Source organism: Dolichospermum flos-aquae CCAP 1403/13F, from assembly GCF_012516395.1.
GTDB lineage: Bacteria > Cyanobacteriota > Cyanobacteriia > Cyanobacteriales > Nostocaceae > Dolichospermum > Dolichospermum lemmermannii.
In genome coordinates, this window is record NZ_CP051206.1 from 108668 (window position 1) to 127608 (window position 18941).

14 protein-coding genes and 1 tRNA gene are annotated in these 18941 nt (G+C 37.6%); 10 read left to right on the forward strand and 5 right to left on the reverse strand.

The annotated features are described in order from the left end of the window. Positions 1-77: 77 nt before the first annotated feature. Positions 78-842 (reverse strand): tectonin domain-containing protein, encoded by a 765-nt coding sequence (locus HGD76_RS00610; RefSeq protein ID WP_168694646.1) that lies wholly within the window; start codon positions 840-842, stop codon positions 78-80. A gap of 299 nt (positions 843-1141) precedes the next feature. Between HGD76_RS00610 and HGD76_RS00615 the strand changes: the two genes are divergently transcribed. Beyond that, positions 1142-4621 (forward strand): WD40 domain-containing protein, encoded by a 3480-nt coding sequence (locus HGD76_RS00615; protein WP_168694647.1) that lies wholly within the window; start codon positions 1142-1144, stop codon positions 4619-4621. Positions 4622-4637: 16 nt separating this feature from the next. After that, positions 4638-5741, forward strand: coding sequence for a cellulase family glycosylhydrolase (locus HGD76_RS00620; protein ID WP_168694648.1), 1104 nt, complete (start codon positions 4638-4640; stop codon positions 5739-5741). A gap of 29 nt (positions 5742-5770) precedes the next feature. Here HGD76_RS00620 and HGD76_RS00625 read toward each other — a convergent pair whose 3' ends face one another. Then, positions 5771-6643 carry a tRNA (5-methylaminomethyl-2-thiouridine)(34)-methyltransferase MnmD gene (locus HGD76_RS00625; RefSeq protein ID WP_168694649.1) on the reverse strand — a complete coding sequence of 291 codons (873 nt, stop codon included), beginning with the start codon at positions 6641-6643 and terminating at the stop codon, positions 5771-5773. A gap of 183 nt (positions 6644-6826) precedes the next feature. On the opposite strand from HGD76_RS00625, the gene HGD76_RS00630 reads away from it, so the two are divergent. The 4 genes from HGD76_RS00630 (at position 6827) to HGD76_RS00645 (ending at position 11645) form a co-directional block, all read left to right on the forward strand. Next, positions 6827-7642, forward strand: a complete 816-nt coding sequence (locus HGD76_RS00630) for a sulfurtransferase (RefSeq protein WP_168697314.1) — start codon at positions 6827-6829, stop codon at positions 7640-7642. Between the two features lie 203 nt (positions 7643-7845). Then, the gene (gor, locus tag HGD76_RS00635) at positions 7846-9225 is read left to right on the forward strand and encodes a glutathione-disulfide reductase (protein WP_168694650.1); all 1380 of its coding nucleotides are present in this window, start codon (positions 7846-7848) and stop codon (positions 9223-9225) included. Between the two features lie 79 nt (positions 9226-9304). Further along, the gene (gene dcm / locus HGD76_RS00640; protein ID WP_233466990.1) at positions 9305-10354 is read left to right on the forward strand and encodes a DNA (cytosine-5-)-methyltransferase; all 1050 of its coding nucleotides are present in this window, start codon (positions 9305-9307) and stop codon (positions 10352-10354) included. Positions 10355-10508: 154 nt separating this feature from the next. Beyond that, positions 10509-11645: a histidinol-phosphate transaminase gene (locus tag HGD76_RS00645; RefSeq protein ID WP_168694651.1), complete on the forward strand. Its 1137-nt coding sequence runs from the start codon at positions 10509-10511 to the stop codon at positions 11643-11645. Positions 11646-11824: 179 nt separating this feature from the next. Here HGD76_RS00645 and HGD76_RS00650 read toward each other — a convergent pair whose 3' ends face one another. Beyond that, entirely contained in the window at positions 11825-12421 is a 597-nt protein-coding gene (locus HGD76_RS00650; protein ID WP_210967690.1) for a GNAT family N-acetyltransferase, read from the reverse strand. Positions 12422-13141: 720 nt separating this feature from the next. Between HGD76_RS00650 and HGD76_RS26360 the strand changes: the two genes are divergently transcribed. Continuing rightward, positions 13142-14290, forward strand: a complete 1149-nt coding sequence (locus HGD76_RS26360; protein ID WP_233466991.1) for a hypothetical protein — start codon at positions 13142-13144, stop codon at positions 14288-14290. A 50-nt stretch (positions 14291-14340) separates the two neighbouring features. After that, positions 14341-14411: transfer RNA gene (locus HGD76_RS00665), tRNA-Gly, on the forward strand. Positions 14412-14572: 161 nt separating this feature from the next. Here HGD76_RS00665 and ndhD1 read toward each other — a convergent pair. Both ndhD1 and HGD76_RS00675 read right to left on the reverse strand, forming a co-directional pair. Next, positions 14573-16141 carry a photosynthetic/respiratory NAD(P)H-quinone oxidoreductase subunit D1 gene (gene ndhD1, locus HGD76_RS00670; RefSeq protein ID WP_174782929.1) on the reverse strand — a complete coding sequence of 523 codons (1569 nt, stop codon included), beginning with the start codon at positions 16139-16141 and terminating at the stop codon, positions 14573-14575. Positions 16142-16731: 590 nt separating this feature from the next. Further along, the gene (locus tag HGD76_RS00675; RefSeq protein WP_168694653.1) at positions 16732-17319 is read right to left on the reverse strand and encodes a Crp/Fnr family transcriptional regulator; all 588 of its coding nucleotides are present in this window, start codon (positions 17317-17319) and stop codon (positions 16732-16734) included. Positions 17320-17547: 228 nt separating this feature from the next. Between HGD76_RS00675 and HGD76_RS00680 the strand changes: the two genes are divergently transcribed. Beyond that, entirely contained in the window at positions 17548-18030 is a 483-nt protein-coding gene (locus HGD76_RS00680; RefSeq protein ID WP_168694654.1) for an RrF2 family transcriptional regulator, read from the forward strand. Positions 18031-18282: 252 nt separating this feature from the next. Beyond that, positions 18283-18930, forward strand: a complete 648-nt coding sequence (locus tag HGD76_RS00685; protein WP_168694655.1) for a cadmium resistance transporter — start codon at positions 18283-18285, stop codon at positions 18928-18930. Positions 18931-18941 lie beyond the last annotated feature (11 nt).

Here is an 18941-nt window from a genome sequence, read left to right on the forward strand (position 1 = left end):
GTTCCAATTTCCTATTGATTTGAATTATGCTTTGAAGTTTGATATTGGCGATTCCCTCTAGGAATACGCCGTAGGTATTATGGTGCGCGGAAAATCTCTCCACCGGTGCTAACAACCCAAGGACTACCGCTAGAGTCAACAGCTATCTCTACAGCCGCACCGGGAACTAAATCCCAAGCAGAACCGTTCCAGGAGAAGATTTGATAACCACCACTGCCACCTTTGGCACAACCTAATACCCAAGGACCAGCACCACCAACAGCGATTTTTTTGGCACAACCAGCAACTCGTTGCCATGAATCACCACTTCTTTGGAAAATCTCTCCACCGGTGCTAACAACCCAAGGACTACCGCTAGAGTCAACAGCTATCTCTACAGCCGCACCGGGAACTAAATCCCAAGCAGAACCGTTCCAGGAGAAGATTTGATAACCACCACTGCCACCTTTGGCACAACCTAATACCCAAGGACCAGCACCACCAGCAGCGATTTTTTTGGCACAACCAGCAACTCGTTGCCATGAATTGCCACTTCTTTGGAAAATCTCTCCACCGGTGCTAACGACCCAAGGAGTACCACTGGAGTCAACAGCTATATCTACAGCCGCACCGGGAACTAAATCCCAAGCAGAACCATTCCAGGAGAAGATTTGATAACCACCACTGCCACCTTTGGCACAACCTAATACCCAAGCACCAGCACCACCAAGGGCGATTTTCTTGGCACAACCGGGAACTCGTTGCCATGTTTGTGCAACAGCAGGCAAAGAAAAAGCAAGATTTGTAAATACTGACAAGGCTGCAAGTGTTGATAATCCCAAACCGAGTTTTTTAACTTTCATAAAATTTCCTTTGGATTTCTATTTGTGAATTTGAATCGCAAACCGTTCGTTAACTAAGATTATGCTCTTTTATTTAATTGCTGTCTATACCTAAAAAATCAGTGGTTTAACTGAGAATTTTTGCCTAAAAAATCAGTTGTATATGAAAGAATCAGTAAATGTCATAAAAAATCAGGTAAATCCCAAAATATATGTTTTTTCTGGAGAAACCCTTTAAATTATATTCATTCATTGATAGCAAATTTCATCTCCATAAAATACACTAATAGCAGGCAAGATGCCTAAATTACTTAAATAGTATGACAAATTTCAACTACTACAAACTCGGAGGCAGTCTAGAATATCAGCATCCTACTTATGTGATTAGACAAGCTGATTCTGACCTCTATGAAGGCTTAAAAAACGGAGACTTGTGTTATGTTTTAAACTCGCGGCAAATGGGTAAGTCGAGTCTGCGCGTACATACTATGAAACAGCTTAAAGAAGAAGGAATAAAATGTGCATCAGTTGATTTAACTAGAATTGGTAGTCATGTTACACCTTCTGAATGGTATGGAGGATTGGTTTCTGAGTTGTTGCGGGGTTTTGGTTTGTCTAAAAAAGTGAATTTTGGGACTTGGTGGAGAGAACGGGAGTTTTTACCACCAAAACAACGATTAAGTGAATTAATCGATGATGTATTATTAACAGAATTTTCTGGAAAAATTATTATTTTCATTGATGAAGTTGACAGTATTTTAAGGATAAGTTTTAAAGATGATTTTTTTGCCTTTATTCGTGCTTGTTATAATCAACGGGCAGATAATCCAGAATATCAACGGCTCACCTTTTGTTTATTAGGAGTAGCAACTCCCTCTAATTTAATTGCTGATAAAAATCGCACCCCTTTTAATATTGGTAGAGCTATCGAATTAAATGGATTTCAATTAAATGAAGTAGAATCCTTAATGCAAGGTTTAGAGGACATAGTTGCTAGACCACAAACAATATTATCAGAGGTGTTAAATTGGACTGGAGGACAACCATTTTTAACCCAAAAACTTTGTCAATTAATTTGTATTTCTAGTAATTCATTTCCAAAGTTTCAGGAAAAAGAATATGTAGAGAAATTAGTCCAAACTCAAATTATCGAAAATTGGGAAGCACAAGATGAACCAGAACATTTAAAAACTATCAGAGATCGAATTTTACAAAGCTCAGAGAATCAAACTGGGCGATTATTAGGATTATATCAGCAAATATTACAGGAAGGAGAAATAATTGCCGATGATAGCCCTGAACAAACTCAATTACGACTAACAGGATTAATTGTTAAACAACAGGGAAAATTGAGAATTTATAATTGCATTTATGCGGAAATATTTAATCAAATATGGCTAGATAAAGTCTTAGCAAATATTCGACCTTATGCACAAATGTTAAATATTTGGGTAAGTTCCAATTTTCAAGATGAATCGCGGTTATTACGTGGTCAAAGTTTACAAGATGCTCGTAATTGGGCAGCAGATAAAGGTTTGAGTGATTTAGATCGTAAATTCTTAGATGCTAGTCAGGAATTAGAAAAGCGAGATATTCAGAAAAAATTGCAAATAGAAGCAGAAGCATCTGGGATTTTAGCAACAGCAAATGATGTTTTATTAGTAGCTAACCAAAAAGCTAAAAAACGGATTCAGATAGGAGGAGGAGTATTAGTAATTACCATAGTTACAGCGATGGCTACTGGAACTTGGGCAAATAGAATGATTAAGGATATACAATTAGAAAAAATCACATCTTTGAGTATATCTTCCTATGCTTTATTAAACTCAAATAGAGAACTTGATGCTTTGATTGCAGCCATAAAAGCAGCTAGACAATTAAAATCAGCAACTTGGACAGATGCTAACACTAAAGAATCTGTAAAATTAGCATTACAAAGAGCAGTTTATAAAGTCAGAGAACGAAATCGTTTAGAAGGACATAATGATGCTGTCAGAAGTGTAACTTTTAGCCCAAATGGAAAAATAATTGCTACTGCTAGTGAAGATAATACAGTTAGACTATGGAATATCAATGGCAAAGAAATCAGAAAATTTATTGATAATAATCAAAGGTTTAGAAATGTTAAATTTAGTCCAGATAATAAAATAATTGCGGCTATAAGTGCAAATAATACTATCGAAATATGGCAAATAAATGGGGAAAAATTAATCACTTTAAAAGGACAAGATAACCAAGATAATTTCATGAATAGTCTTTGTTTTATTCCTGATAGTGAAATCCTTGCTGCTCCTAGTCAAGACAATACTATTCAACTTTGGAGTATTGATGGACAAGAAATTAAAACTCTCAAAGGTCATAAATTTCCTATTTGGAGCATCAGTTGTAGTCTTAATAGCAAAAACATCATTACGGCTGATTTAGGGGGATTTATAATTATTTGGAGTGCAAATGGAGAAAGAATTAAAACCTGGAAAGCAGGTAATCAATCTATTTTTGATGTTAGTTTTAGTCCTGACGGAAAAACCATAGTTACTGCGGGAGGAGACACTACTATTAAACTTTGGAATTTAGATGGAAAAGAACTCAAAACTATTGGCAAACATGATAATTATGTTACTAGTGTTAGCTTTAGCTCCGATGGTCAGACGATCATTTCTGGTAGTGCTGACAACACAGTTAAATTGTGGAGTATTGAAGGTAAAGAATTGAAAACTCTCAAAGGGCATAATAATTCTGTTTTTAGTGTGAGTTTTAATCCCGATCATAAAATTATTGCCTCTGCGAGCGCTGACAATACAGTTAAACTTTGGAATCTTGATCAAGAACCCAAAACTTTAATTGGACATTCTGACTCTCTTTGGGCTATTAATTTTAGTCCCGATGGTAAAATCATTGCTTCAGCAGGAGATGATAAAACTATTCAGCTTTGGAGTATTGATGGTCAAAAACTCAAATCTATTAGTCCCAACAGTAATCTTGATTGGAATCGGATTTGGAACATTACCTTTAGTCCCGATGGTAATACAATTGCTACTGTAGGTTTTGATCAAACGGTTAAGATTTGGAGTCTTGATGGTGAAAACATTAAAACCTTTCAAGGACACAAAGATCAAGTTATTGATGTCAACTTTAGTCCTAACGGTAAAATTCTGGCAACTGCTAGTTATGATGGTACGGTTAAACTATGGGATATAAATAATCAAGAACTGAGAACTTTGATAGGAAATGGTGGTAGGGTTCGTAGTGTTAATTTTAGTCCTGATGGCATGATGATTGCTTCTGGTCATCATGACGGGACAATAAAACTTTGGAATTTAGAGGGAAAAAATCTGAAAACTTTCAAAGGACATAATAGTTATATCACTAATGTTCGTTTCAGTCCTGATGGTAAGACAATTGCCTCTAGTAGTCAGGATAAAACGATTAAACTCTGGAGTTTAGAAGGTCAGGAAATCAAAACTTTCAAAGGTCATACTGCGGGAGTTACTAAATTTAGCTTTAGTCCTGATAGCAAAATTATAGTTTCTGCTAGTTCTGATGGCACAATCCGACTTTGGAATGTAGAAAATGGTCAAGAAATTAAAACTATTGAAGGACATGGTTATGCTTTTTTGAATGTTAGCTTTAGTCCTGATGGCAAAAAAATTGCTACGGTAAGTGATGATGGACTTGTGGAAATCTGGAATGCCGAAACTCTCGATTTTGATCATCTAATTGATCGGGGTTGTAACTGGTTAGATAATTATCTCAAAAACAATTCCCAAGTGAGCAATACTGATAAAAATATTTGCAATTAAAAATCAGGATTTATTTATGAATCGTCGTCAATTTTTAACTTGGTTTGGAGTTAGTTCCGCTGCTAATTTATTGTTTTCTTATGAAGCTGTTGCTAAGTTGGTTAAGTTCAAAAAAAACCGTCAAAAAATTAATCGCAACACTCCTCAAAAAACTACTTTTTATATCCAGGGTAGAAACCTATATGATCAGCTTGGCAACAAAGTAATTCTGCGCGGAGTTAACAAAATGTCTGTATGGGATGGAGAAGATCCCACTGGCAGTATTTCCTTCCCAGAAATTCGCAAAACGGGGGCAAATACAGTCAGAATTGTTTGGGCTATCACAACTCAACAAGGGACAACAGATATTAATGTCCTGGATCAACTGATTAACAATGCCATAAATAATCAACTTATTCCCATGATTGAGTTACATGATGCCACAGGAGAATGGAATCGTCTTCAGACATTAGTTGATTACTGGGTTCAGCCTAATGTTGTCAATTTAATCCAGAAATATCAACAATATCTATTAGTTAATATTGCCAATGAAGCAGGAAATGATCAGGTGAATGAAGCTCAATTTATTGATGGTTATACAACAGCTATTCAATCTATGCGAGCCGCAGGAATTCGTACTCCTTTAGTAATAGATGCTCCCGACTGGGGTAAAAATCTCGGCATCCTCGATGCTACTGCATCTACTTTACTCAAGGCTGACCCAGACAACAATTTACTGTTTTCAGTTCATCTTTATTGGGGTATATCTAATGGTGCTGATGCTAACTTTGTGCGATCGCAGTTGCAAAAGTCAGTTAATCTAGGTTATCCCCTAATCGTAGGCGAATTCTCCAAATTTGGAGCTTATGCTGGTGAAAATAAAAGTGGATGTAGTTCAGATGGAGAAATTGACTACAAAACCATCTTAGAAGAATGTCACAAACACGAAATTGGTTGGTATGCTTGGGAATGGGGACCTGGCAACGGTTATAATGATCCTCTTTGTGCTACTATGGACATGACTCCTGATCGTTTGTTCCAGAATCTCAAGCCAGGATGGGCAACTGAAGTAGCAATTTCCAGCCCTTACAGTATCAAAAATACCTCTGTCACACCTGCCATCATGACTTCCAGGATTTAGGCCGATTCCCAGCAGAGTGTCTTCAATCCCTATCTTCGCCACCTTTTGCGCCATTGTGAACTTGATTCCAATGTAGAAACTTGCACTTCTTCTTGTCGTCTTTTGAGTATCATTTCAGCAGTATCACTTAAACTAGGATCTCGATAAGGAATAGCAGCACGAGTTCGTAAATGTTCTGCTTCAGCTTGGGAAAGAGGCGGTAAAGAGGATATAGTTGATTCCTCACCATGTTTGGGATGTCCAGCAATAGTCCCTGGAGTCCGTCTTCCTATCGGTGGAGTAGAACTGACAACCAAACCCGCAGCTAACAATGCAGTCCTTACAGCCGCAGCACAGGAATAAGTAGCCAGTAACCCATTTTGATGCAAGCATTCTGATACTTTTTGGATAAATTCCACCGTCCATAACTGTGGACATTGGGGAGGTGAAAAGGGATCAAGAAAAATTGCATCTGCTTGAAAACCTGATTCATGTACTTGTACAATTAAGCTTCTAGCATCACCAATTAGTAAAGTAGCTTGCAAATAATCTATGTGGATTTGATGTGCAAACGCTATTTGAGTTAAAATTTTTATATATTTGTCGTCCCAACCATTGAATAAGTGATGGTTAATTGCCGCCTGGGGGACAATGGGATTTAGTTCTAAGCCAATCACTTCCACACGGCAACGAGGATTTACTTGCCAAATTGTCTGTAAAGCTGCCGCTGTATTGTATCCTAGACCATAACAAACATCTAGCAGCCGCACAAATCCCGTTTCGGCTAATATTGGTAATCGAGTCGGAACAGCAAACTTCAGGAAACTCTCTTGTTTTGCTCCATAGTGACTATGAAAGGCTTCATTAAACTCTGTGGAAAAAAAGGTAAAAGAACCATCTTGCGTTTGTTGGGGTGTAAACATTTTAGGAGTTTAGGAGTTCAGGAGTTCAGGAGTTCAGGAGTTCAGGAGTTCAGGAGTTCAGGAGGAAGAAAAAAGAAGAAAGAAGAATAGTTTTCACCAATTACCAATTACCAATTACCAATTACCAATTACCAATTACCAATTACCAATTACCAATTACCAATTACCAATTACCAATTACCCATGAATAATCAATTTATTGTTTCTCCACAATGGCTGTTGGAAAATCTCAATAATTCTCAAGTTGTGATTGTTGATTGTCGGTTTTCTTTAGCTGATGCCGAATTAGGAAAAAAACAGTATCAAGCTAATCATATCCCAGGCTCTTATTATTTAGACTTAAATCAAGATTTATCTAGTCCTGTACAAGAACATGGGGGCAGGCATCCTTTACCAAATACCACAGAGTTAGCCGAAAAATTATCAGCAATTGGGGTAAATTCTCAAAGAACTTTAGTAGTAGCTTATGATGATTCTCGCTTGGCTTTTGCATCTCGTTTATGGTGGTTATTGCGGTATTTAGGACATGAACAAGTAGCTGTTTTAGATGGTGGCTTTGACCGTTGGCAAAAAGCAGGTTATACTGTTACAGATATAATTCCTACGGGTGCAAGAGGAATATTTATTCCCCAAATCCAAGAGGATAAAGTTGTAGATTTTACTTATGTAAAAAATCACAAAGATAGTCCAGATGTAGTTTTAGTAGACTCCAGAGAAGGAGAACGCTATCGTGGAGAAAGAGAACCAATTGATAAAATTGCTGGACATATTCCCGGTGCTGTTAATTATCCTTGGCAAGAAATAACTGATACTTTTGGTTGCCTACTTCCCCCGTCAGAACAATCTCAACACTGGCAAAATATAGACACAAATAAAGAAATTTTAGTTTATTGTGGTTCTGGTGTGACGGCTTGTGTAAATTTACTTTCTTTAGCTATAGCTGGAATTCCCACCGCTAAACTTTACGCTGGTAGTTGGAGTGATTGGATTAGTTATTAGTCAGTTGTCAGTTGTCAGTTGTTAGTAGGGGCGAAGCATTTGGAAGATAAATTATCGGTCATTGCCAAAAATAGTTCTCCAAATGCTTCGCCCGTACAGTTGTCAGTTGTTAGTTGTTAGTTGTTAGTTACGTTAGATTAAATCTAGGCAACTTGACTATATATAGTTGAATAGCCTATTTTTAGTGAAAAAAGTAGAAATTTATGACTTTTGATTACGACCTGTTTGTGATTGGTGCTGGTTCTGGGGGTTTGGCTGCTTCTAAACGGGCGGCTAGTTATGGTGCAAAAGTGGCGATCGCCGAATATGATTTAGTTGGTGGTACTTGCGTAATTCGCGGTTGTGTCCCCAAAAAACTCATGGTTTATGGTTCTCACTTTCGGGCTCAATTCCAAGAAGCCGCAGGTTATGGTTGGACAGTGGGAGACGTAAAATTTGACTGGGAACATTTTATTACATCCATAGATAACGAAGTTAACAGACTTTCCAAACTTCACATCAGCTTTTTAGAAAAAGCCGGAGTAGAACTAATTTCCGGTCGTGCTAGTTTTGTAGACCCCCACACAGTCGAAGTGAATGGTAAACAATATACAGCCGCGAAAATTTTAATTGCTGTCGGTGGTCGTCCCATTAAACCAGAGATTCCAGGTATAGAACACGGTATTACCTCCAATGAAATCTTTCACCTGAAAACCCAACCCAAACATATCGCTATCATTGGTTCTGGTTATATTGGTAGTGAATTCGCTTGTATCATGGGCGGTTTAGGTTCAGAAGTCACGCAAATTATCCGCAAAGAGCAAATTTTGAACGGTTTTGACCAAGATATCCGCACCAGTATCCAAGAAGGAATGACGAATCATGGTATTCGTATTATCCAAAATACTGAAGTGACAGCAATAGAAAAAGTAGACGCAGGACTGAAATTAACCTTATCTGGAGAAAACCAAGAACCAATCATTGCTGATGTATTTTTAGTAGCTACCGGTCGCAGTCCCAACATAGAGGGGTTAGGCTTAGAAAATGCCCAACTTGACTGTGTTCCCAGTTCTGAAGAAGAACCAGGATACAGCACCTCAAATGCAATTTCCGTCAATGAATATAGTCAAACTTGCCAACCCCATATTTATGCTGTTGGTGATGTCACAGACCGCTTAAATTTAACACCCGTGGCTATTGGAGAAGGACGTGCTTTTGCTGATAGTGAATTTGGCAACAATCGTCGCGAATTTAGTCACAAAACCGTAGCTACTGCCGTATTTACTACCCCAGAAGCGGCTACAGTGGGTTTGACAGAAGCCCAAGCTAGGTCAAAATTCGGTGATGATAATATCAAAATTTATCGAACTAGCTTCCGCCCCATGTACTACACTTTACCGGGTAAGCAAGAAAAAACCATGATGAAGTTGATAGTAGATACTAACACTGATAAGATTTTAGGCGCTCACATGGTGGGAGATAGTGCCGCAGAAATTATTCAAGGTGTCGCTATTGCGGTGAAAATGGGGGCAACTAAAGCTGATTTTGATGCCACTGTAGGTATTCATCCCTCAGCAGCAGAGGAATTTGTCACCATGCGATAATTGTATTTGGTAGGGGTTTAGCAGTGCTAAACCCCTAAAATTGTGATAGGTTTAGTTTGCATATATTTCATCAAAGTGAATGATCAAGTTTATAGACTTATTTAGCGGTACAGGTGGATTTAGATTAGCAATTGAAAGGATTTGTCATAATTATAAAATTCCATGCCAATGTGTTTTTTCTAGTGACATTGATATAAATGCCCAAAAAATATATTTAGAAAATTTTGGAGAAACACCCATAGGAGATATTACAAAAATTGATGAAAATGATATTCCTGACCATGATATATTATTAGGTGGTTTTCCTTGTCAACCTTTTAGCATTTGTGGAGAACTGAAAGGTTTTGAAGATACTAGAGGAACATTATTTTTTGATATTGCCAGAATTATTAAAAATAAACAACCTTCAGCTTTTATATTAGAAAATGTCAAACAACTAAAAGGACATCAACAGGGGCAAACATTACAAATAATTATTAATACATTAAAAGATTTAGGATATTATACAGATTATCAAATTCTTAATGCTCTTAATTTTGGTTTACCACAAAAACGAGAAAGGATTTTGATAGTCGGATTAAAAAATCAAACTCATCATCATAATTTTAATTGGCCATTAATCAAAATGCCTATGCAGCCTTTATCAGAAATATTAGAAAAGTCTGTTTCTGACTTTTATTACGCTTCGGACAAAATTAGACAAAATCGTTTAGAAAAAGTCAAGCTTAATCAAAAATATGATCAACCAACAATATGGCATGAAAATAAATCTGGTAATATCAGTGTATATCCTTATTCCTGTGCATTGAGAGCAGGAGCATCTTATAATTATTTATTAGTCAATGGAGAAAGAAGATTAACAGAAAGAGAAATGTTAAGATTGCAAGGTTTTCCAGAATCTTATAAAATAGTAGGAAGTTATCAAACCATGCGAAAATTAACTGGTAATGCCATCGCTATTCCTTGTGTTGCTACTGTGATTGATTCTGTAATTAATGCAATATTAGTAAATCTAAATGTTAAAAGAATACAGAATTTAGAATTTAGAATTACGTTTTGCAACGGGGATTTTACCCCGACGCAAAACCCGCTGCTTGTAGAAGCAGGGGACTTTAACCCCCAAAGGTAAGTTAAAAAATTCTCTCGTTCCCATACTCTGTATGGGAATGAATTATAGAAGGCTCTGCCTTCATTCTCCATAACAGTAGAGGCAGAGCCTCTGTGATAGTATTCCCAGTCTCTGACTGGGAACAAGATATATAATCACCAATCACCAATCACAAATGCTTAAATTTATCCGTTCCGATTTATCCCAACTTAACGCTTATAAAGCTCATCCTGGTAGTGATAATGCCGAACCAGTCGCTATTCAATTTGACCGATTAGATACTAATGAAAGTCCCTTAGATTTACCACCAGAAATCAAAGAAAAATTAGCTTGGAATTATCAACAACTTATTGAAACTAATCGTTATCCTGATGGTGGACATGAAACTTTAAAAAATGCCATTTCCCAATATGTCAACGAATCGGCAAATCTGGCAAATTCAACTTTCACCGCTGATAATATTTCCGTTGGTAATGGTTCAGATGAATTAATTAGATCCCTATTAATTGCCACCTGTTTAGGAGGAGAAGGTGCTATATTAGTTGCCAATCCTACCTTTTCCATGTATGGAATTTTGGCGCAGACTTTGGGCATTCCTGTGGTTACAGTCGGGAGAAATCAAAGCAATTTTGAAACTGATTTAGAAGCAGCTAAATCTGCCATTGCCCAAACACAAAATCCCCCTATTCGCGTCGTTTTTGTCGTTCACCCCAATTCCCCCACAGCTAATTGTTTAACAACAGCAGAACTAGAATGGTTAAAAAGTTTACCAGAAGAAATTTTAGTAGTTATTGATGAAGCTTACTTTGAATTTAGTCAAACTACTTTAGCCGCGGAATTATTACAACATCCTAATTGGATAATATTACGGACTTTCTCCAAAGCCTTTCGTCTTGCCGCCATGCGTGTAGGTTATTGTATCGCACATCCAGATGCGATCGCTATTTTAGAAAAAGTCCGTCTTCCTTACAATCTTCCCAGCTTTTCCATCGCTGCTGCCCTCATAGCTTTAGAAAATCGGCAACTTTTACTAGAGTCAATTCCCCAAACCCTGAGTGAAAGAACCAAAATGATCACAGCTTTATCAACACACCCGAATCTAGAAATTACACCCAGCACCACCAACTTTATTTACTTGCGTGTTAAAACTGATGATGCTCACTCACTAGTTACAATTTTAACAAATCTCAACCAAAAACTCAGAAGTCAGGGGACTCTGATTAGACTTCTACCCAATGGCTTACGAATCACTATCGGCACACCAGCAGAAAACACGCGCACAATAGAGCGAATACAAATTGCTTTACATTAATAGGGGATAATTATTCTCCATTAATTATCAAGATCAATACCTATACGGCGAACTATTATTGCAGTTTGTGTCAACACACCAACCAAAATAGCAAAAGCTTCATCTGGAATATTAGCAACTATTGCTGCGGGGAAAAAAATTCAAACTGATCAATACAAAAACTGACTCAGTGACTCCTGCTATATTCGTTTATGTAGTAATATCTGACGTGAGCGACTGAGAAAAAGTGCATTCCAAGGGGATTCAACTTTATATACCCGATATGCCAACTTAAAATAAAGCTGACGGGCTTGATGATTGTTTTCCAAAACATGGAGATACAAGTCTTGAAATCCCCATTCTTGGGAGATTTGCTCACAGCGAATCAGTAAACTAGCACCTACACCCAATCTGCGGTAACTGGGGTGAACAGCTAAATTAGATAGATAAGGGAAACCTGGATTTATACTAGTCCAAGCATCAGTAATCCTGACACCCATTTCTATAGTTCCCATAATTTTCTGATCTTCACTGGCAGCATTAACAGCAACCAAACAAATATGATGGCTTGTGGGAGACTGAAGACGATGCCTTAGATCTTCATAAATACCCATACGAAACAAAGCGAAAGTCCAACCCCATAAACCCTGCTGAGAGTGAAAGCTTTCCGCCACAATTTGAGCAATATTCATGAGATCATCAGGTGTAGCTACACGAATTTGGAGTTGTCCAACAGGTAGAGTAGCGGTTTCTGATCTGGCTTGGGGTTGGGTAGGGTTAAAAAACCAGGATTTCAAAGCTAGTTGGGGATTAATTTGATTAATAGCAGGGGACAGAAAGATTGAAAGTGTTTTGGGGACTCACTTTTTTGATGACTGTCCGTTCTCACCTACCTGGCAACAGCTATAACAGGATATTTTCCTAGTACCTTTGCCAATTATAACTAAATGGTATCTTAAAGAAAACAATTAGTTAATCATTATGTAGTTAGAGTAACTTATCATCAAGGTGGTAAAACCGATCTAACCGAAATATCTGAGCGGATTCGAGCTAAAAAATTTCCCTACTTGGGAACTAAAGAAGCTGATGGGATAGGTACTGAGTAATGGATAATAGAATCATAACCTAGAATAATACTCAATCCTGGGGGACATTTTACCTAAGAGGATGTTTGAAAAGTGGTATTCCGTAATTTTCATCACATTGCTACCCCCCTTTCCCCTTGTAAAGGGGGGAAACAATAAAAATCCAGTTCCCTCCCCTTTACAAGGGGAGGGTTAGGGTGGGGTAAAAAATATTTGATACATCAACCATAACTTTTCAAACACCCTCTAAAAGGACAACGCCTTATTATTAGTTGTGATTGCTAATTGCTAAATTTAGAAAGAGATGTTTGTTTGTTTGTTTAATAGTATACTTTGGCTATAAGTCAACCTGATGTATTATTCATAACGCTACCATCTTTACTAAAAATTTTGGCAACTCTTTCTTTAGTTAGATCCAAATTTTAAATTAACATGATACCAACCGTTACAAATAATCATTTAAATGATAGTTCAATTACATCTAAAAACTTCAAACGACATACTGATCCTCCTTGGTTATGGACTTTTGTTTGTATTGGTTCTGTGTCTCTTCATTTATTAGTATTTTGGTTAATGCGTTCATCAAATGAGTTTCAAGCGTGGTTTCCCCAGTCTAACCAAAGTTCGATTCCCATTGACTTAATCGAAATTGCTTCTGAACCAAAATCTCAAATCAAAACCCAATCAACAACTCGAAAGATTAAACCACAATCTTCTTTTTCCACTTCGCAAAAATCAGCATCTGTTAAACTCAGTAATCAAGATGATGCTGATTCTAGTGTTAATTTACCAGAACAAGATAAATCTGAACAACCTGAAGTTAGAAAACTCGAAGTTGAAAAACCTGAAGTTAGGAAACCTGAAGTTAGAAAACTCGAAGTTGAAAAACCTGAAGTTGAAAAACCTGAAGTTGAAAAAACTGAAGTTGAAAAACCTGAAGTTGAAAAACCTGAAGTTGAAAAAACTGAAGTTGAAAAAACTGAAGTTGAAAAACTACCAGTTAGACAACAATCATATCCAACAAACCCAACACCAGAACCAACATCAATAATTCCCGAAAGTGAACGTCCTTGGAATAGTCGTCAAGAAGTTAAACTAGGAGAGGGAACTCTCCTTCCCAAAGATATTCCTGCTGATTCCCCAACTCCCACAACAGAACCTTCCCTAACGGCTAATAGAGGGGGTGCTATAGCTACCGTCAGTCCTATACTGAAGGAAGAAGTTAGTGAATTAATACAACAAAAACAACTGATAGCCGATGCTTTACCAGATGTTCTGGCTGAATATAAAGGAAGTACAGAAAAGGAATTAGAGGCTAGTATACTTCCCAGCGACGAGGATTTGAAACCAGCAAATATACTGGCCAGTTTAATAATTGATAAAAATGGTCAATTTCAACAAGCGATAGTGATAACGATTGAACCAGCCGCACTCCGCAGCCAAGCAAATATTTATGAACAAGCACTTAACCAGATATTTGCACAAGAGAGTTTTCTTGCTGCTTATAATCAAGATGGATCAAAACCCGATTTGAGCAATTTATATATTCGTCTTAAAATTAAACCCATAAATTCTCCATAGCTACTTGCAATTTGATAAAAGCTATGTTATCTTAGTTAAGTCAGAAGCACGCGGGTGTAGTTTAGTGGTAAAACTCCAGCCTTCCAAGCTGATCATGCGGGTTCGATTCCCGCCACCCGCTTTTGAATGAAAGTTTTTGAAAGTTATACTCAATACTGCTTAAGCGTTCCTACATTTTATGTTTAGTGATCGCCGATGTAGATTAGCTTTGCGTCTTTGCTCCTTAGCGTCTCTGCGCGAAACAAGGGTAGGCATAAAACCCACCCCAGTTGTAATTATAAATTAATTACCAATTATCGGCGCAGTCAAAGAAACATTTTCCACCGCTTTATTTGCTAATAACGTGGGGACAGAATCACGCAATCTTGCTGTTAATTGTACAGTTGTCGCGTCATACATTTGCGTTAGCAATTTGGGATAAAAACCAATACCAATAATAGGTATCAACAAACAAGCAATAATAAAGACTTCGCGGGGTTCAGCATCTATTAAATTTTGATGAGAAACCAACTCTTCATTCTCTTGTCCGTAGAAAATCTCGCGCAACATTGATAGTAGATAAATTGGCGTTAAAATCACACCAACAGCCATCAAGAAAATGACAATAACTTTGAATGTTGGGTTATAAGCATCGCTAGTTGCAAAGCCGACAAATACCATTAATTCGGCGACAAAACCGCTCATTCCTGGTAATGCTAAAGAAGCCATGGAACAAGTTGTGAACATAGCGAAAATCTTCTGCATCTTCTTCCCAACACCACCCATTTCATCTAACATGAGAGTGTGTGTGCGATCATAAGTTGCACCGACTAAAAAGAACAAACTTGCCCCAATTAATCCGTGAGAAACCATTTGTAAAACTGCCCCACTTAAACCCAAATCAGTAAAAGAGGCAATCCCAATGAGAACAAAGCCCATGTGGGAAATTGAAGAGTAGGCAATTTTCCGTTTTAAGTTCCTCTGGGCAAAGGACGTTAGGGCAGCGTAGATGATATTTACTACCCCCAAAACTACTAATGCGGGTGCAAAATAAGCGTGGGCATCGGGTAGCATTTGAGCATTCATGCGAATTAAGGCATAACCACCCATTTTTAACAAAATACCTGCTAGTAACATATGCACGGGCGCTGTAGCTTCACCGTGGGCATCTGGTAGCCAGGTATGGAGGGGAATAATCGGCAACTTGACAGCGTAGGCAATCAGGAAGCCAGCGTAGAGTAAAAGTTGTAAATTCAGGGCGTAGTCTTTCAATGCGAGCGATCGCATATCAAAAGTCACAGTATCGCCATAAAATCCCATTGTCAAGGAAGACAGTAAAATAAACAGCGAACCACCAGCAGTGTATAAAATAAATTTAGTTGCTGCATATTGACGCTTTTTACCGCCCCAAATTGATAGCAGGAAGTATATTGGCACAAGTTCCAGTTCCCACACCAGGAAAAATAACAGCATATCCTGGACAGCGAAAACCGCAATCTGACCACCATACATGGCTAAAATGAGGAAATAAAATAATTTCGGTTTCAGCGTTACTGGCCAAGCTGCTAAAATCGCCAAAGTGGTAATAAACCCGGTCAAGAGAACTAAAGGCATGGACAAGCCATCAACGCCTAATGACCAATTTAAACCCAACTGCGGAACCCAGGGATAACTTTCCACCAGTTGCAAATCGGGATTAGCAAAATCATAGCTAGTATAAAAAGCGCAGACAATTAAGCCAAAATCTATCAGCCCCACAGTGAGAGAATACCAGCGCACCGTTTTTCCGTCTTTATCTGGGATGATAGGAAGCAGCAGTGACGCGGCTATGGGAAATAAAATAATCGTCGTCAGCCACGGGAAATTAGCTATATTCAACATAATCAATCTGTAATTAAAATCATGTTTGGCAAAAATTCATTATCTAGTGACTTCTGAATCAAGTTAAATAAACGATTACAGCTATAAGATTAACGTAAATGCTCAAACCAAGTTCAAAATAAGTTAATTTTATTTATTTAAGTCTTTAACATCAGGAATTAGGTATTGGTTTTCCTCCCATCATCCCCAATCTACAGAATTATTTCATGATAGTTCTTCCTTATCAATTTTATGATAACAAATTTAAAACCGAATGTCAACCCCCACATTCTCTATTTTTTGTCTAAAGTACAGATGTGTTCTCCTGATAAGTTACATTTTGTCAAAAAAATTAGCTGCGTTTCCCCTGGGATGTCCAGGATTTAAGGATTTATAGGATGGTTATTGATGAATTGTCTGTGAGTTGTCAGGATTTTTTTGTCTGAATCAGGATTTCTAGGATTTGAGGATTTTCAGGATGGTTATTGATGAATTGTCTGTGAGTTGCAAATATTTAATGTTCATGAGAACCTTTGAGTAAGCTGTAACCTCCTTCCCAGCGTCATTGAAGAGGGTTAATTCATTTGTTGGTATTTTCCAAATTAAATTTCGTAATACCAAATATCCTCTTGTCTCACAATAATTCGATGCAGAGGAAGTCTATCAATCAGTCCCTCCTGTTCCAATTGTCCCAGCAACCGAGTGATAGTCACACGAGTAGAACTGATCAGCACTGCTAAATCTTCATGAGTTAGACGCATATCAATTAAACGTCCTTGTTCTACTTCTGAACCAAATTTTTTTGATAACCATCCTAATAGTTGAATCAGCATAGTCTCTACTTTTTTATGGCTGCGAATCACCATTAATTCTTCCGCTTGTTGAATGTGACAAAGCAAAGTTTGTGTGAGTTGATGCCAATCATTCACAGGTAAAACAGTTGCTTCTACTTTGGTTAAACACTCCATCCGATAAGGCTTCATTTTCGAGAGAACTTCACCAACCACATCTCCTGGACCCCATAATCCCAAGGCTACTGTCGTACCGTCTTCTAGATAAGTGTAGGTTATAACAAAGCCGCTTGCTATTTGCCACACAGCATTTTTTTTAACGGGCAATAGCGTTCTTCTGGTGAAATGCTTTTGAGGACTATCATTAGATAATTGAGTTAAACCTGTGTATAATGACATCAGCGTATATATTGCTAATTTCCGATGTAGTAACCGTAGTATACATTATTCTTGATCTAAAAAGTATTGTGTTCGGGGAATTTCCCCAAAATATTCAGCAATTTTGAGAATCTTGCATACAATCACCCTAAATCCGATAGAGTTATGGTATTTTACTTATGGTGTGACCATATCACATCTGACACCTAAAAGTAACATTATTTCGGTTAAAAGCCGATAAATCTATCAATGTACAGTAGTATTCTGAATACAGATTTGAATAGTCAAAACTACGCTCTTCTGGATCTTTCTGCAAAAGTGGAATACGCACTCCTAGCACTGTTAGAACTAGCCAGCCATCACGATAAAAAAGTTCCTTTGACTATGAGCGAGATTGCCGCCAAGCAACCCATACCAGAACGCTATCTCGAACAGATTCTCACTCAAGTGCGGCGTGCGGGTTTAGTCCAGAGTCAACGTGGCTCGAAAGGCGGTTTTGTGTTAATACGTGAGCCTTGGCAAATTACTTTGCTAGAAATTGTCACCTTGGTGGTAGGTGAACGGAAAGAGAAAGAAAACTCTGAGACTCCGACGATAGAAAAAACTTTGGTTCTGGAAATCTGGGAAAAAGCTAATGCGGCTGCAATTGAGGTTTTGCGTAGCTATACACTCCAAGATTTGTGTCAGGAAAGAGAGATTCGCGCCCAAAATAATCCCATGTATTACATTTAGTTATCAAGAGGTCTAGTAGTCTATCAAAGATATTTTGACGGGTAATAATAGGAAAAAACTTCTATTTTTTCCTCCCCTGCTCCCCTGCTTGTCTTCACCCGTCATTTCCGGTATTTCTAAAATTTCCGGTATTTTGTTGGGTTGCGCTGTCGCTTAACCCAACCTACATTTCTTTAACACCAAGCGTATTAGATTAAATTTAGTGTTCCAAATATTGCTATCTTGATAAATAGTATATTTTTGAATTTTACCATGAATAAGCTTGCTACTGCTTTTACAGAAGGTATAATTGCCTTTGCTGCCACTAATATTGACGACATCATGATTCTGCTGCTATTTTTTTCGCAAATAGATAGAAATTTTCGCCGTAGACATATTTTTATTGGTCAATATATTGGATTTACAGCTATTATTATTCTCAGCTTACCAGGGTTTTTTGGTGGCTTAGTAATCCAGCGAGAATGGATTGGATTATTAGGAATATTACCAATTGCTATTGGGATTAAACAATTAGTAAATCGTGAAGATGAAAGTGGAGAAGTTCAGACAGTGAATACCGAACAGAATAGCCCTCAATCTTCTTTCTTGTCAAGCATTCTACATCCAAATACTTATAAAGTTGCGGCTGTGACAGTTGCTAATGGTGGTGATAATATCAGTATTTACATACCTTTATTTGCAGGTCAAAATATTGTTGGGTTAGGAATAATTTCAGTGGTATTTTTTGTCATGGTAGGGGTTTGGTGTGGTATCGCTGATTTATTAAACCGTCAAGCTAACATTAGTTATATTTTAAGTCGCTATGGTCAGGCTATTGTTCCTTTTGTGTTAATTGGTTTGGGGCTATTTATTATGTATGAACGAGGGACATTTAATCTATTATTTCGACAGGTAAATTAAAAATCTGAAGG

Excerpts from the sequence above, each read along its gene's own strand:
- HGD76_RS00610 (WP_168694646.1), bottom strand. The coding sequence starts at position 842 with ATGAAAGTTAAAAAACTCGGTTTGGGATTATCAACACTTGCAGCCTTG.
- HGD76_RS00615 (WP_168694647.1), top strand. The coding sequence starts at position 1,142 with ATGACAAATTTCAACTACTACAAACTCGGAGGCAGTCTAGAATATCAG.
- HGD76_RS00620 (WP_168694648.1), top strand. The coding sequence starts at position 4,638 with ATGAATCGTCGTCAATTTTTAACTTGGTTTGGAGTTAGTTCCGCTGCT.
- HGD76_RS00625 (WP_168694649.1), bottom strand. The coding sequence starts at position 6,643 with ATGTTTACACCCCAACAAACGCAAGATGGTTCTTTTACCTTTTTTTCC.
- HGD76_RS00630 (WP_168697314.1), top strand. The coding sequence starts at position 6,827 with ATGAATAATCAATTTATTGTTTCTCCACAATGGCTGTTGGAAAATCTC.
- gor (WP_168694650.1), top strand. The coding sequence starts at position 7,846 with ATGACTTTTGATTACGACCTGTTTGTGATTGGTGCTGGTTCTGGGGGT.
- dcm (WP_233466990.1), top strand. The coding sequence starts at position 9,305 with ATGATCAAGTTTATAGACTTATTTAGCGGTACAGGTGGATTTAGATTA.
- HGD76_RS00645 (WP_168694651.1), top strand. The coding sequence starts at position 10,509 with ATGCTTAAATTTATCCGTTCCGATTTATCCCAACTTAACGCTTATAAA.
- HGD76_RS26360 (WP_233466991.1), top strand. The coding sequence starts at position 13,142 with ATGATACCAACCGTTACAAATAATCATTTAAATGATAGTTCAATTACA.
- HGD76_RS00675 (WP_168694653.1), bottom strand. The coding sequence starts at position 17,319 with ATGTCATTATACACAGGTTTAACTCAATTATCTAATGATAGTCCTCAA.
- HGD76_RS00680 (WP_168694654.1), top strand. The coding sequence starts at position 17,548 with ATGTACAGTAGTATTCTGAATACAGATTTGAATAGTCAAAACTACGCT.
- HGD76_RS00685 (WP_168694655.1), top strand. The coding sequence starts at position 18,283 with ATGAATAAGCTTGCTACTGCTTTTACAGAAGGTATAATTGCCTTTGCT.